Raw genomic sequence first — 14,401 nt, forward strand, 5'->3', positions numbered from 1 at the left:
ACGGCAATTACGGCAATTACGGCATGTAGGACTGCTCGGGCTGGCGGCGGTCGGGTGCGCGCCGTTGCCCGTCGGCATTATTGTCGCCCACCTTGGCGATACGCGGCTCGGCCCAACTCCCGGTGACCTTGTAGTGCTGGGTGAAGGCCTTGGAGAACTCGTCGGCGAACAGCAGTTGCGCCGCCAGCGTGCCGATGCCCAGCGCCGGATTGATGAAGGCGGCGGCGACCGAGGCGGAGGTCGCGTTGATGCGCGGCACCAGTGCGACCTCGAGATCCTGAGTTTCCTGCGGGAGATTGGCGCTGCCGGTCATTGCCGCGCTGACCTGCGGGCTCTTCAGCCGGAAATCGCTGGTGCTGGCAATGCCGTTCTCGATGGTGCCGGTCGCGCTGATCTCGTCGAACACCAGGCCCTGGCCGGCGATGCCGCGGAAGTCGAGCGTCACCAGCCGCATCACGCTCTGCAGGCTCAGCACGCCAAGCAGCTTGGCCGCGCCGGGCTCGACGCTGACGATCTGGCCGTTCTCGAGCTTGAGCGCCACGCGGCCGTTCAGCGAGGCGTAGTCGATCGCCAGCGGCGAGCCGATCCAGCGGATGCGGCCCTCGAGCTTGCCCTTGCCGTCGCGCAGCGTGTGCGGCATGCCGAGCCGATCCAGCACGTCGCCGGCATTGCGCACGTCGACGTTGAAACTGAGCAGCGTGCGGCGCTGGCCGCCGGCCTTGCCGCTGTCGCGCACGCGCCGCGGCACGCGCCAGCTGCCCTGGCCGGTGAAGGTGGCGCCGGGCTGTTCCAGCGTCAGCGATTCCAGCGTCCATACCGGCTCGCCATTGTCCAGCGCGCTGTGCGCCTTGACCTGCAGCTTGCCGAAGTCGTGGCCGCGCAGCTCGAAGCGCTCGGCCTGCAGATCGATCGAGGGCAGCTCCTCGATCTGGCCGGCCAGCGCGTCGGCGACCTGGCTGGTGTCCTGGCTGTCGGGAATGTTCAGCCGCGACAGCCGCAGCGTCAGCGCGCCACCGGGGCTCGACGGCACCGCGCGCCACTGCATCTGGCCGGCGATCTGGCGCGAGTCCAGGCGGAACTGCCAGCCGGGATCGCCGGACTGCGGCGCGCGCACGGCGTCCAGCGTCACGTCGTCGAGCTCGCGGCCGAACGCGAGCAGCGTGCGCGAGCGTGCGGTGATGCGCTCGGGCAAGTAGGAGGCCGTGACCGGCCCGCGCGGGGCGCCGTCACTGTCGTTGCCTGGGTTGCCCGGGTTGCCGGCCAGCGCCGCGCGCCAGCCGTCCAGCTCGAAACGCTCGACCGCCAGCGCGGCGCTGACACCGGTCGCCGGCGTGGGGGCCGGCTGGCCGATGCCGATCCCGCCGTTGACGACCTCGACGCCGCCGGCGCCACGGCGCAGCAGATAGCGCGCGCTCATCATTGCGCCGTATTGCAGTTCGAGTTCTTCGTGGCCCGCGCGTCCGGCCAGCGGGCGCAGTTCGAAGCGCAGTGGCGCCGGCTGGCCGGCCGGCTTGGCCAGCGGGGCCGGCAGGTCGACCGCCATGCCGGCCAGATCCGCGGTGAAGGAGATCACCGGCTGGCGTTCGCGCACGCCGATGATGGCCTGGTAGCTCGCGTTGCCGTCGAAGCGGCGCGCCAGCGGGCTCAGGCCGGCCCCGGCCAGCGCCTCGGCGATGCCGCGCGAGTTTGCACTGCCCGCCGCGGTCACGCGCACCGTGCCGTCGGACTGGGTGCCGCCGCTGGCGCGCACCTCGCCGCCGAGCAGGCGGGCGCGCACCGCGTCGAGCTGGAAACCGTGCTCGTTGAAGGCGACCGTGCCGGTGGCGCCGCCTAGCGTCGGCAGGCCCGGTGCAAGCACCACATCGTTGCCGGTCAGCCGGTACTGGCCGTCGACCTTGCTGCGCGCGGCATCGGCCAGCGGCAGGTCGAGCTTCAGACGCAGTTCGCCGTTGCCCTGGCCGCGCGCCTCGCCGGTGAAGTTGCCGGTCCACTCGCGCACCGGGCTGCTGGCGATATAGCGCAGGAAGCCCTGCATCGGGCCGCTGGCGCTGCCGTCCAGCGTCAGCCGTCCGCGGTGGTCGAGCTCGTCGATGCGGCCCTTGATGTCGCGCAGCGCCACGCCGGGCAGGCCCTGCACCGAGGCGCGCTCGACGTTCAGCGCCATCGCGCCGCGCTCGAACTGCAGGCTGCCTTCGATCTCGGTAAACAGCGGCCAGAGCGGCTTGCCGTCGGGGCCGCGCGGATCGATCTGATACGACGCCTGCCGCAGCGGCACGTCGACGCGGAAGTCGCCATGCCGCGCGGCGTCGCCGTGGAAGGGGAAGTGGGCGAGGTCGCCCTTGACCTGGAAGCGGACCGCCTCGGACTCGCCGCCGGCCAGCGCGCCCGCCAGATAGTGGCGCGTGCTGGCGGGCACGTGCAGCGGCAGGTAGCGCGGCACGCGCGCGACCTGCGCGCGGGCCAGCTCGCCGTCGAGCTCGGCAATGCCGGCATGGCCGTCGCCGCCTTCGCGCCAGCTGCCGCGCACGGTGCCGGCCGTATCGGCGTTGGCGAAGCGGATGCCGTCGCTGCGTACCGCCAGCTTGCCGCCCTCGCGGCGCCACTGGAACGCGCCGGCCAGTTCGTCGAAGGGCAGGCGCGGGTCTTCGAACACGCCGGGGAAGATCAGCGTGGCCTGGGTGCCCTCGAAGCGCGCGTTGCCGCCCTGCTGGTCGAAGGAGAAGCTGCCGGACAGCCCGCTGAAGCCGGGCACGCCGAGATTGGCGTGACCGTCCTTGTCGTAGGCCGGTTCGGCCGGCTGCTCGCGCACCGACACATTGCGCAGCGTGCCCTGGACCTGGTAGCGGGCAGGGCCGCCTTGCCGCTGCAGCAGGCCGCCGCGCTCGCGCGTCCAGGTGATGTCGAGATTGTCGAGCCGGCCCGATGGCCGCAGCGCGCGCACCTTGCGGGCCAGCGCGGTATCGAGCGGCATCGCGGTCGACAGCGCGCGCAGCGCGTCGAGGTCCAGCGTCGGCGCCTTCAGCGCCAGCCGCCGCAGCGCGCCATTGTCGTCGCGCGCCCAGCGCAGCGTGACGCGGCGCATGCCGTCGCGCCAGGCGCCGCCGCTGGCCTGTGCCTGCGCCCCGGCGGGCTCCCACAGCAGCGTGTCGATGGTCAGCTGGTTGTCGGCGCCTTCGCGCCGATGCAGCAACAGCGCCTGCGACTGATTCAGCCGCAGCGGCTCGGCCGCGCCGGCCAGGCGCAGATCGACTGCGTTGGCGCGCAGCCGCGCCTGGCTGCGCAGCATCTCGCCATTGGCGAATTCGATGGTGCCGTCGCTGCTCAGCACGCCGCTGTCGACCTGTTCGAACAGGCTCGAATAGCGCTGCACCGCCGGCAGCTGCAGCTGGCCGATATCCCAGCTGGCCTGGCCGCGCCAGTTGCGCCAGTCTCCCTGCGCATGCAGATAGGTATGGCGGAAGGTGCCGGTGATCACCAGCGGGCGGGCGGCCAGCGCGGCCGAGCGTGCTTCCAGCCGCAGGTCGTGGCGGGCGCCGCTGCGAGTCGAGCGCAGCAGGATGTCGCCGACCTCGAGCACCGGCAGGCCGCGCTGCTCGTCGAGCCAGCGCACCTTGCCGCCGGTCAGCGTGACCGAGCCCTGCGCCAGCAGCCAGTCGAGGAAGCGATGATCGTCGCCGCTGCTGTCCTGCATGCGCATCGGCATGCCGGCCACCTCCAGCTTGCCCTGGGCGGAGCGGTGCACCAGCACGTCGGCGTGGTTGGCATCGAAGCGGGCGAAGCGCAGCTCGAGCGCGCTCAGCGACTGCCAGGACAGCGCGCCCTGCAGCGTGTCCGCCGACAGCAGCACGCGCTGCTGTGCGTCGACCAGCCGCACGCCGCGCGCATGGAAGGCGGGATGCCAGCCGTCCCACGTCGTTTCCAGCGCGGCGATGGTCAGCCGGGCCGACAGCGCCTCCGAACCGCGTTGCTCCAGCCAGGCGCGTGCGCCGGCGGCCTGCGGCCACAGCACGAAACGCATCAGCAGGAACAGCACCGCGGCGACGGCCGCCAGCGCCACGCCGATGCGCAGCAGCCAGCGCGCGATCCAGCCCCAGCAGCGGTGCCGCACCGCGGCGGCGATGGCGCGCCCGATGGCGCGGGGCGAAGCCTTCAGACAGCCGATCAATTGGCCGGCGCGGCGGCGCCAGGCCGAGGTCGAAAGCGGCTTGCCGGAGGGATGGGTGCTGGAGCCGCTGGGATCGGCGCCTGGGGCGGCGGTGGCCCCGGCCGCGGCGTCCGCGCCTGCCGGCCCTGGGGCTGCTGCCGCGCCGCTGGACGGGGTGGGGCGTTCGGCGGGTGGGGTGGCGCGGCTGGACATGCGCAGATTATCCGACAATACTAGCCGCTCTCCAATTCGAAGCCAGCCCGGGCGGCGTTACCGGTGGCGCATGGTTCCTCGCGCGGCGATCCTCCGCCGCGATCCATCCAAGTGACAGGAATGACTTCCCCAGATATCGCGAGTTCCCAGGCGGGCGCCGGCCGGCACGCTGCCGCCGCCGTTGATGCCGTTGATGCCGCTGCCGCCGTTGCCATCGATGCCGCCACCGCGGCCGGCGGCCTGGGCGGCATGGCCAGCGGCGCCTTCGCGCTGACGGCCGCAACCGGTCTCGACCCGGCCGATTGCGAGGGACACGCATTGTACTCGGCGGCCGCCTCGCATTACGTGCGCCGCGTGATGCAGGCCCGGCCCGAACTGCCCGCGCTGGTCGCGCAGGCCAGCGCCGAGCCGCTGACGCGGGTCTGGATGGAAGCGCGGCTGGCGACGCTGCGCCAGCCCGCCGCCGATGCCGAGCAGGCGATCGGCCAGGCGCTGCGCCGGCTGCGCGCCGAGGTGATGTGCACCGTCATCGAGCGCGATCTGCGCGGCCTGGCCACGCTGGCCGAGGTGACCGGCGCGATGACCGACCTGGCCGAACTGTCGATCCAGCATGCGCTGGCCACGCTGACCGAGGACATGGCGCCGACCTTCGGCCGGCCCGTCGGCGAGCACAGCGGCGAAGTGCAGGAACTGATCGTGGTCGGCATGGGCAAGCTTGGCGGCCGCGAACTGAACGTGTCGTCCGACATCGACCTGATCTTTCTGTACGACGAGGATGGCGATACCCAAGGTGGCCAGCGCAGCCTGTCGAACCACGAATATTTCACCCGCCTGGGCCGTCGCCTGATCAGCGTGCTGGCCGAGACCACCGCCGACGGCTATGTGTTCCGCGTCGACATGCGGCTGCGGCCCAACGGCGACGCCGGACCGCTGGCCTGCAGCCTCGGCATGCTCGAGGAATACCTGGTGGTGCAGGGGCGCGAATGGGAGCGCTATGCCTGGATCAAGGGCCGCGTGGTGTCGTCGCTGGCCACGCGGCACGCGCAACGCGCCGCCGACCAGCTGGGGCGGCTGACCACGCCGTTCGTGTTCCGCCGCTATCTGGACTACGGCGTGATCGCCGCGATCCGCTCGCTGCACGCGCAGATCCGCGCCGAGGCCGCCAAGCGCAGCGGCGGCCTGGCCGGGCACGGCGTCAACCAGCGCTCGGCCGATATCAAGCTGGGGCGCGGCGGCATCCGCGAAATCGAGTTCATGGCGCAGGTGTTCCAGCTGATCCGCGGTGGCCAGGATCTGGCGCTGCGCGCGCGGCCGACGCTGGAGGTACTGGCGATCGCGGTCGAGCGCGGGCTGCTGCCGGCGGGGCAGGCGCTGCAGCTGTCCGACGCCTATCGCTTCCTGCGCCAGCTGGAGCACCGGCTGCAGTATCGTGACGATGCGCAGACCCATCACCTGCCGACCAGCGAAGAGGAACAGTCCGCGGTCGCGCGGATGATGGGCTGCCCGGACTGGCCGGCGCTGCTGGCCCGCCTGGCCGAGCTGCAGGAGCCGGTGGCGCAGCAGTTCGAGGTCACCTTCTCCGACCCGGAACAGGGCCAGGCGCCCGCCGAGACGCTATGGCCGGCGCTGGCGCATGGCGACGACGAGGAGGCGCCGTGCGCGCGGCTCGCGCAGGCCGGCTATTCCGACTGCGGCGGGCTGCTGGAGCGGCTGCGCGCCACCGCGAGCTCGCCGCGCTATCGCGCGCTGTCCGAGCAGAGCCGCGCGCGCTTCGATCTGCTGGTCAATCGCGCGCTGGACCTGGCGGGGCGGCAGGACGATGCCGATGCCACCATCGCGCGCTTTCTCGACTTCTTCGATGCGATCAGCCGGCGCGCCTCCTATCTGTCGCTGCTGTCCGAGTATCCGCAGGCGATGGAGCGTGTCGCCCATACCCTGCATGCGTCGCGCTGGGCCGCGAGCTATCTGACGCGGCATCCACAGCTGCTCGACGAACTGCTCGACGCCGAGGCGCTGGCCAGCGTGCCGGACTGGGACGCCTTTCGTGCCCGGCTCGGCGAGCGCCTGCTGGCGGCTCACGGTCAGATCGAGGCGCAGATGGACATCCTGCGCCGCGAGCACCATGCGGAGACCTTTCGCGTGCTGCTGCAGGACCTGCACGGCAGGCTGACGGTCGAGCAGATCGCCGACCGCCTGTCGGATCTGGCCGACGCGATGCTCGACGTCACGCTGGCCGCGGTCTGGCAGCAACTGCCGATGCGCCATCGCGACACGCCGCGCTTCGCGGTGATCGCCTATGGCCGGCTGGGCGGCAAGGAGCTCGGCTACGCGTCCGACCTCGACATCATCTTCCTGCACGACGACGATGACGACGGCGCCGCCGAGATCTACGCGGCCTATGCGCGCCGCCTGATCACCTGGCTGACCAGCCATACCGCCGCGGGCATGCTGTTCGATGTCGACACGCGGCTGCGCCCGAACGGCGCCGCCGGGCTGCTGGTCACCAGCTTCGAGTCGTTCCGCCGCTATCAGCTGCGCCAGGGCGAGAACACCGCCTGGGTCTGGGAGCACCAGGCGCTGACGCGCGCGCGCTTCTGCGCCGGCGACCGCGAGCTGGGCGCGCGCTTCGAGCGGCTGCGCGAGGAGGTCCTGTGCCAGCCGCGCGATGCCGACACGCTGCGCCAGGAGATCGTCGCGATGCGCCACAAGGTGGCCGAGGGCCATCCGAACCGCAGCGACCGCTTCGACCTGAAGCACGACCGCGGCGGCATGGTCGACATCGAGTTCACCGTGCAATACCTGGTGCTGCTGCACAGCCGCGCCCATCCCGAGCTGACGCGCAATGCCGGCAATATCGCGCTGCTGCGGATGGCCGGGCAGCTCGGCCTGATCGACGCCACGCTGGCCGAATCGGTCGGCGATGCCTACCGGACCTTCCGCGCGCGCCAGCACAAGCTGCGGCTCGACGGCCAGGATCAGGCGCGCGTGCCGCCGCAGACGATCGAGGCGCAGGCGCGCGATGTGCGCGCGCTATGGCAGGCCGTGTTCGGCGAGGACTGAGCGCCGGTGAGCGCTGAACACGGCGGCGGCGCGAGCGCCCCGGCGCGGCCGGTCGCATGGCGGCGCATGGGGCCGGCCCTGGGCGCGGTGGCGGCGATCGGCGCGCTGTCGGCGGCCTTTACCTTCGTGCCGTGGCTGTATGCGCACGGCCTCTATCTGCGCGATGCATTGATGCTGCCCGGCGGCGACCGCCAATGGTGGCGGCTGCTGACCGCGATGTGGGTCCACCTGGATGGACGCCACTGGCTCGGCAATCTGCTGGCGGCCCTGGGTTTGCTGCTGCTGACCGGCCGTGCCGCCGGCGCACGGCAGATGCTGCTGGCCCTGGTGGTCTGCGGGGTCGCGGTGCAGGTCGCGCTGCTGTGGCAGCCGGTGTTGCGCTGGTATGGCGGACTGTCGGGCGCGCTGCATGGACTGGCGGTCTGGGGCGCCTTGCGTCTGCTGGCAGCCGACCGCTGGTCCCGCGCGATCGGCGTTGCGCTCGCCGCCGGCGTGCTGCTCAAGCTGTGGCTGGAACAGTCCTGGCTGGCGCCGGTACGCTTCGATGCGGCGTGGGGGTTCGGCGTGGTGCGCGCCGCCCATGCGGCCGGCGCGGTGGCCGGCTTCGGCTGGTGGCTGGCGCAGCAGTGGTGGGGGCAGCGGCGCGCCGCCGTGGGCTAGCGCGCCGGTCCTCGCTTCAGCGCCCCTTCAGCGCCCCTTCAGCGCCCGCTTCAGCGCTGCTGCCGCGGGCGACGGCTCGCGGGCAACAGCACGCCGAGCAGGCCGGCCAGCGCCAGGGCCGCGCCGCTCCACAGCGGCACGGCACCGCCGCCGCCACCGTCGCCGCCGCCACCCGCGCCGTTGGCGGCAGGGGGCGGCGCCGGGGGAATCGGTGCACCCGCGGCCGCGGCGAGCGCGCGATTCGCGTCGAGCAGCCCCGCGCCGCAATTGGCGGCGTTATTGCCGGTCGTGCAATAGGTATTGGCCGGATGCGGACGCGCGCTGCTCTTGAGCAGTTCGGTCACCTGCGCGCTGGTCAGGTTGCCGTTGACGGCCAGCATCAGCGAGGCGACGCCCGACACCATCGGCGCGGCGAAGCTGGTGCCCTGCGAGTTCACCAGCGTGTAGTTGCGCGCGGTGGTTTCGCCGTCGTTGGTCAGCGTGCGGATCGTCGACGGTGGCACCAGACAGGTGTTGTTGGACACCTTGCTGTTGGGGCAGCCGCCGCCCGGGGCGCTGATTGCGATCTGCGGGCCGACGTTGGCATAGCTGGCGTTTTCGCCGTCGTCGACATGGGCAGTGACCGCGATCACGCCACGGCAGTCGGCCGGCGCTTCGACCGCGCCCGCGCTGTTGCCGGCGGCGGCCACCACGACGACGCCGCGCGCGGCCAGTTCATCGACGGCCTGCTGTTCGAAGGTGCTGCAACTGCCGGCCCCGAGGCTGATATTGACGACCCGCGCCGGCGTGGGGTTGTTCGGCACGTTCGGCACCGGCAGGCCGCCGGCCCAGCGCATCGCGTCGACGGTATCGGACAGCAGCGCGCCGCAGCGGCCGGAGACGCGCAGCGGCTGGATGCGGGCATTCCAGTCGACGCCGGCGACATCCTGGCCATTGTTGGTGATCGCACCGAGCACGCTGGCGACGCGGGTGCCATGCCAGGTGCTGGGGCGCAGATCCCGCGCGGCCGGCATGCCGGGACAGGCGAAGCCCTGCGGCACGAAGTCGCCGGCGTCGGTCGGATCGCCGTCGCGGCCGTCGCCGTCCTGCGAATACTGCGGGTCGGCGATGAAGTCATAGCCTGCCACCAGACGCGAGGCCAGGTCCGGGTGCCGCAGCACGCCGGTATCGACCACCGCGATCACCAGGCCTTCGTTGCCGCGCGAACGATCCCAGGCGGCGGGCAGGTTGGCGGCACCGGTCACCAGCGAAGGCGAGCCCAGATACGGCTGGTTGATGGCGAATTCGGGATCGTTCGGCACCGTGTCGTGCGGCCGCAGCCAGCGGTCCGGCACCGCGTCCGCCACGCGCGGATCCTGGCGCAGCTGCGCGGCCACCGCCTCGGGATCGGCACCCTTGCCGGCCGGCACGCCGAGCAGCGCCAGGTTGCCGCCCATCTGCCGCTTGACGGTCAGCCCGATGCCGGTCTGCTCGGCCACCTTGCGCACCTGTTCGGCGGCGGCCTCGGCCGGCATCAGCGCGCTGCCGGCCGGGGCATCCTTCCAGCGGACGATGATGTTGCCGCTGTAGACCGGTGCCGGACGGGCGTCCGGATTCGGGGCGGCCATCGCGGCCGAGGGGGGCAGCAGGGCGCCCGCCGAGACGGCGGCGGCCAGGACCAGACGCAGGGCGACGGGCGGAATCGAACGCGGCATGAACACCTCCGGGAAGGGCGAAGCCGGGGTGCAGCGGCCGGCGCTCGCGGGCATGTGGCTAAACGATAGTCAGGGGAATGCGGTCGGGCAATCGGCGGCAGTCCGACAGCGCACGCTATCGGGGTGGCGTTCGGGGCGGTTCGCTTGCCTCGATCCGCTTCCCCATCGGTTAACGGCCGCCGGCGCCGCGCCTTCAGTTCGCCGGCATGTCGCGCCCGGTCGGCTTGGGCCGGCTCGGCGTCAGGCGGCGGTCCGCCTCGGCCGCTTCGATCCGCGGCAGCGCGCGCAGCGTGCTGACCGCCTGCTCGATGGTGGCCTCAGGCGACGGCGAGATCGCGGTCACCAGCCAGGTGCCGCCGGACATCGGGCGCTTGACCACGAAGCGGATCGGTCCCTTGGCCTGCGCCAGCAGTTCGCCGGCCTGCAGCGAGGTATCGACGGCCGGCGGCGTGAAGCGGACCAGGATGTCGCCAACCGCGCGGTCGTCGGTGATGCTGCCCGGCGGCGGCATGGCCGGCTTCGAGCTGCAGGCGGCGGCCAGCGCCAGGCCGCACAGCGCCACCGCCAGCGTCAGCCGGCGCGTGGGACGGCTGACCGGGCGGCGCGCCAGGCCAGCGGCGCCGGTCGTGGCGGCCGGGTCGTCGAGGGTCGAGGGCGGCTTGGCGAAGAGCATGGGGTTTCCTGTGTCGGTGCGATTGGTTGTTGCGAGTCGATGATGCGTCGGCGCGTCGGCGCGGCCGTGCGCCGCCGGCGTCAGCTCGCCGCACGGCGCGTGCGGCGGCCTTCCTTGGCCGCCGGCACGCCGCGCGCGCCCTGCGCCAGCATCTCTTCCGCATGTTGCAGCGTGGTGGCGGTCACCGTCGCGCCGCCCAGCATGCGCGCGGTCTCGACCACGCGGCCGGCGGCGTCGAGCACGCGGATCTGCGAGCGCGTCACGGCCTCGCCGCCATCGCCGACGGTCTCCTTGCTGACCAGCAGATGGGTGCCGGCCTGCGCGGCGACCTGGGGCAGGTGGGTCACGCACAGTACCTGGCGGGCGCGGCCCAGTTCCTGCAGCCGGCGGCCGACGACCTCGGCGACCGCGCCGCCGATGCCGGTGTCGACCTCGTCGAAGATCAGCGTCGGCGTCGGCGCGGCCTCGCTGGTGATCACCGAGATCGCCAGGCTGATCCGCGCCAGTTCGCCGCCCGATGCGACCTTGGCCAGCGGGCGGGGGCTGACCCCCGCATGGCCCGCAACCAGGAACTCGACCTGCTCGAGCCCGTGGCTGGCGCCTTCGTCGAGCGGGTGCAGCGCCACGGTGAAGCTGCCGCCGGCCATCGACAGGCCCTGCATCGCCTCGGTGACGGCCGCCGACAGCCGCTCGGCGGCCTCGCGCCGGCTCTCGCTCAGATGGCGCGCAATGGTCAGATAGGCGGCGCGGGCCGCGGCCTCGCGCGCGGTGATCTTGTTCAGGTCCTGCGCGGCCTGCAGATCGTCCAGTTGCTGGCGGCGCGCCAGCAATTCGTCCGGCAATTGTTCGGGCGGCACGCGGAACTTGCGCGCCGCGGTGTGCAGCGCCTGCATCCGCTCCTCGACCACCTGCAGCCGTTCGGGATCGAGCTCGAGCCGGTCGACGTAGCGGGTCAGCGAGTGGGCCGCTTCCTCGGCCTGCACCTCGGCCGCTTCGAGCGCGGTCACCACATCGCCCAGCGCGGGGTCGACCTCGGCGAGCTGGCGCAGCCGATGGACCATCGCATTGAGCGCGGACAGCACCGCGCCGTCGGACTCGGACAGCGCGTCGAGCGCGGCGCGGCCGCCCTCGAGCAGATTGGCCGCATGCGACAGCCGCTTGTGCTCGGCCTGGATCGCCTCCCATTCATCGGGCTGCGGCGCCAGCTTGTCGAGCTCGCCGACCTGCCATTCGAGCCGCTCGCGTTCAAGCTGCATCTCGCGCGACTGCTGTTCGACCGCTTCGCGCTGGCGCACACAGGCGCGCCACGTGCGCCAGGCTTCGGCGACCGCGGCCGACTGCGCGGTCAGGCCGGCATGCGCATCGAGCAGCAGCCGCTGCGCGTCCGGCCGCAGCAGCAGCTGGTGCGCGTGCTGTCCGTGAATGTCGACCAGCTGGTCGCCGACCTCGCGCAGCTGCGCCAGCGTGGCGGCGTTGCCGTTGATGAAGGCCTTGCTGCGGCCGTTGGCGTCGACGACCCGGCGCAGCAGCACGTTGCCGTCGTCCTCGGCCAGCGCCTGCTCGTTGAGCCAGGCGTCCAGCGCGGGGTGCGTGGAGAAGGTGGCGCTGACGCTGGCGCGCGCGGCGCCCTCGCGCACCACGCCGGCATCGGCGCGCTCGCCCAGCACCAGCGCCAGCGCATCGATCAGGATCGACTTGCCGGCACCGGTCTCGCCGGTGAACACGGTAAAGCCGGCGGAAAAGTCGAGGTCGAGCGTATCGACAATGACGAAATCGCGGATGGACAGGCTGCGCAGCATCTTGGGAGACGGAGGGCGGCGGTGACTTGGTGAGGGATCGGGACCGGCTGAGGCGGCGAGGCTGACGATGCGGGACGCTTGCGCTCAGAGCCGGTTGTCTTCGGTCGGGTACTCGTGCCAGTGCAGCTTCTTGCGCAGCGTCGCGTAGTAGTTGTAGCCGACCGGGTGCAGCAGGTTGATGGTCTTGGCCGAGCGGCGCACCACGATGCGGTCGCCGGGCAGCAGCGAGGTCAGCGACTGCATGTCGAAATTGACGCTGGCATCGCGCGCGGTGGCCACCTCGATCGACACCTCGGCATCGTGCGGCAGCACGATCGGGCGGTTCGACAGCGCATGCGGGGCGATCGGCACCAGCACCAGTCCCGACAGCGTCGGATGCAGGATCGGCCCGCCGGCCGACAGCGCATACGCCGTCGATCCGGTCGGCGTCGACACGATCAGGCCGTCGGAACGCTGGTTGTACATGAAGTAGCCGTCCACCGAGACCGCCAGCTCGACCATGCCGGAGATGCCCGAACGATTGACCACCACGTCGTTCAGGGCCAGCGCGGAGAAGATCACGCCGTCGTCGCGGATCACGCGCGATTCGAGCAGCATGCGGTTCTCGGGCTCGTAGTGGCCGCTGAGCATGGCCGGCAGCACCGATTGCACATCCTCCAGCGGGATGTCCGTCATGAAGCCGAGGCGGCCATGGTTGACCCCGATCAGCGGCACCGAGAAGCCGGCCAGCTGGCGGGCGATGCCGAGCAGCGTGCCGTCGCCGCCCAGCACCACGGCGACGTCGGCCTCGCGGCCGATCTCTTCGGCGGACAGCGCGGGGTAGTCCGTCAGGCCGGTGGCAAGCGCGGTCTCGCGTTCGAACACCACGTCCTGGCCATTGCGCAGGATGCAGGCCGCCAGCTCCTCGAGCGGACCTTCGATGCCCGCGGTCGAATACCTGCCGACCAGGGCGACCGTGCGAAAGGGCGCGTGCGCGGCGCCGGACTTGGGGTGTGCAGACATGCCCGGATTAGACCATACCGCCATGACCATTGTCAGCACGGCCCGGGGGACGAGTGCCAGAGCGAGCCCCACCGCGCAAAACTTGCGTAAAATCGGGACACCATGGACGAACGAGCGAAAACCCTTCTCAAGACCCTGATCGAGCGCTACATCGCCGAAGGGCAGCCGGTCGGCTCGCGTACGCTGTCGAAGTACTCGGGACTGGACCTGTCGCCGGCGACCATCCGCAACGTGATGTCGGACCTGGAGGAGATGGGCTTCATCGCCAGCCCGCACACGTCGGCGGGGCGCATCCCGACCCCGCGCGGCTACCGGTTGTTCGTCGATACCATGCTGACGGCCCAGCCGCTCGATACCCAGTTCGACCGCACCAAGCTGGCCGGGCTGATCCAGGGCGAACTCGGTGCGCAGGAGCAGAGCCCGCAGCGGATGATCACGACGGCCGCGCGCACGCTGTCGAACCTGTCGCAATTCGCCGGCGTGGTGATGACCCCCCGCCGCGCGCAGGCGTTCCGGCAGATCGAGTTCATGCGGCTGTCCGACAAGCGCATCCTGTTGATCATCGTGACGCCCGAAGGGGACGTGCAGAACCGCATCATCCAGACCGAGCTGCCCTACAGCGCGTCGCAGCTGGTCGAGGCCGCCAATTTCATCAACACCCATTACGCCGGCATGCGCTTCGACACCGTGCGCGAGCGGCTGCGCGACGAACTGAAGGCGCTGCGCATCGACATGTCGGAACTGATGCAGGCCGCGGTCGAGGCCGGCAGCAGCGCGATGGCCGACGAGGACGAGCAGGTCTATATCTCGGGCGAACGCAAGCTGCTCGAGGTCGAGGACCTGGCCTCGAGCATGGACAAGCTGCGCCGGCTGTTCGACGTGTTCGAGCACAAGACCAGCCTGCTGCAGCTGCTCGATGTGTCGAGCCACGCCGAGGGCGTGCAGATCTTCATCGGCGGCGAGAGCCGGCTGGTGCCGCTCGAGGACATGGCGGTGATCACCGCGCCGTACGAGGTCGATGGCCAGATCGTCGGCACGCTGGGCGTGATCGGCCCGACGCGGATGGCCTATGACCGGGTGATCCCGATCGTCGATATCACGGCGCGGCTGCTGTCGAGCGCGCTGAGCAGCCAGAACTGATGGCGGCCAGGGCGGG

At 71.6% G+C, this 14,401-nt stretch carries 8 protein-coding genes; 3 read left to right on the forward strand and 5 right to left on the reverse strand.

Going from position 1 to position 14,401, the window contains the following annotated elements; genetic code table 11:
• Nucleotides 1-16 precede the first annotated feature (16 nt).
• Nucleotides 17-4,357: a YhdP family protein gene (locus FOB47_RS15200; protein WP_174781453.1), complete on the reverse strand. Its 4,341-nt coding sequence runs from the start codon at nt 4,355-4,357 to the stop codon at nt 17-19.
• A gap of 249 nt (nt 4,358-4,606) precedes the next feature.
• On the opposite strand from FOB47_RS15200, the gene glnE reads away from it, so the two are divergent.
• A complete protein-coding gene (gene glnE / locus FOB47_RS15205; protein ID WP_244959472.1) occupies nt 4,607-7,417 on the forward strand; it encodes a bifunctional [glutamate--ammonia ligase]-adenylyl-L-tyrosine phosphorylase/[glutamate--ammonia-ligase] adenylyltransferase in 2,811 nt (936 codons plus the stop codon).
• Nucleotides 7,418-7,483: 66 nt separating this feature from the next.
• A complete protein-coding gene (rrtA, locus tag FOB47_RS15210) occupies nt 7,484-8,077 on the forward strand; it encodes a rhombosortase (RefSeq protein WP_174782448.1) in 594 nt (197 codons plus the stop codon).
• 50 nt (nt 8,078-8,127) lie between these two features.
• Here rrtA and FOB47_RS15215 read toward each other — a convergent pair whose 3' ends face one another.
• From FOB47_RS15215 to FOB47_RS15230, 4 genes are all read right to left on the reverse strand, one after another.
• Complete coding sequence (locus FOB47_RS15215; protein ID WP_174781455.1) at nt 8,128-9,771, reverse strand: S8 family peptidase; 1,644 nt, start codon at nt 9,769-9,771, stop codon at nt 8,128-8,130.
• A 193-nt stretch (nt 9,772-9,964) separates the two neighbouring features.
• The gene (locus FOB47_RS15220) at nt 9,965-10,444 is read right to left on the reverse strand and encodes a hypothetical protein (RefSeq protein WP_174781456.1); all 480 of its coding nucleotides are present in this window, start codon (nt 10,442-10,444) and stop codon (nt 9,965-9,967) included.
• Nucleotides 10,445-10,524: 80 nt separating this feature from the next.
• A complete protein-coding gene (recN, locus tag FOB47_RS15225; protein ID WP_174781457.1) occupies nt 10,525-12,243 on the reverse strand; it encodes a DNA repair protein RecN in 1,719 nt (572 codons plus the stop codon).
• An 84-nt stretch (nt 12,244-12,327) separates the two neighbouring features.
• Nucleotides 12,328-13,245 carry an NAD kinase gene (locus FOB47_RS15230; RefSeq protein WP_053821485.1) on the reverse strand — a complete coding sequence of 306 codons (918 nt, stop codon included), beginning with the start codon at nt 13,243-13,245 and terminating at the stop codon, nt 12,328-12,330.
• Between the two features lie 102 nt (nt 13,246-13,347).
• On the opposite strand from FOB47_RS15230, the gene hrcA reads away from it, so the two are divergent.
• Nucleotides 13,348-14,385: a heat-inducible transcriptional repressor HrcA gene (hrcA, locus tag FOB47_RS15235; RefSeq protein WP_053821486.1), complete on the forward strand. Its 1,038-nt coding sequence runs from the start codon at nt 13,348-13,350 to the stop codon at nt 14,383-14,385.
• Nucleotides 14,386-14,401 lie beyond the last annotated feature (16 nt).

This window comes from Cupriavidus gilardii (assembly GCF_013347325.1).
Classification (GTDB): Bacteria; Pseudomonadota; Gammaproteobacteria; order Burkholderiales; family Burkholderiaceae; genus Cupriavidus; species Cupriavidus gilardii.